We start from the raw sequence: 813 nt of genomic DNA, 5'->3' as shown, positions 1-813 counted from the left end.
GAAATAAGGTTCAAAGATGGTAAAAGAAGGTTTAATCCCAGAATTGACCCTGCATTTACCAAAGAGAATTTTAGATATGATGAGCAGAATGATACCTATATCTGTCCGGAGCAAAAAGTCATGACTACTACAGGAACTTTATATACACGAAATAAGGTAAAGCTGCATCGGGCATATCAGGTCAAGCGATACCGGCATTTTCCTAAAGTTTGTCAAGCCTGTGAGTCCTATACCAAATGTGTCAGTCCAGAAAGTAGAAACAAAGGAAAGGCCCGCTTTGTAGAGCGATCGATCTATGATGATTATATCGAGGACAACAAAAGCAGAACCCGGCTCAACAAGCAGACCTATGGAAGGAGGCAACAAATCATCGAGCACCCTTTTGGAACGATCAAAAGACAATGGGGATATGATTATACTCTGCTCAAAGGAATTAAAAAGGTCTCGGAGAATGGGCCCTGATCTTTTGGGTCTATAACCTAAAGAGAAACAATGAACATTTTGGGACAAAAAGAGCTCATCGATAGACTATCGAACGCATTTGACTACTTTTTAGGAGACAAAAGGGCTGCAAACGAACCCCTTCAAGGGACCAAATTTTTGGCCAAACAAATTGCCATAGGTTTAAATCGTCTTTTTAACAAGACGCAGATCAAGCCTATAGGCCTCTCAAAAATTTAAATCACTTGATTTTGGGGTTTTTGTACGGACTGTCGTTATAGGGCACATAAAATGAAAATCTATATAAAAATATTATTGGTAATAGTGATATCATACACGAATTCTATGGCGCAAACAAGTAGGGAATTACTT

The 813-nt window shown here is 38.9% G+C and carries 1 protein-coding gene; it reads left to right on the top strand.

Annotated features, from left to right (window positions below; translation table 11 throughout):
• Window positions 1–462, top strand: a 462-nt coding sequence (locus D5R40_RS33450) for a transposase (protein ID WP_205127880.1), incomplete at its 5' end; no start/stop codon positions are given.
• Between the last annotated feature and the right edge of the window lie 351 nt (window positions 463–813).

The sequence above is a fragment of the Okeania hirsuta genome, from assembly GCF_003838195.1.
In the GTDB taxonomy this organism is placed as follows: domain Bacteria; phylum Cyanobacteriota; class Cyanobacteriia; order Cyanobacteriales; family Microcoleaceae; genus Okeania; species Okeania hirsuta.
Note: the sequence above shows the minus strand (reverse complement) of the source record. Positions and strands in the feature narration are given on the sequence as shown.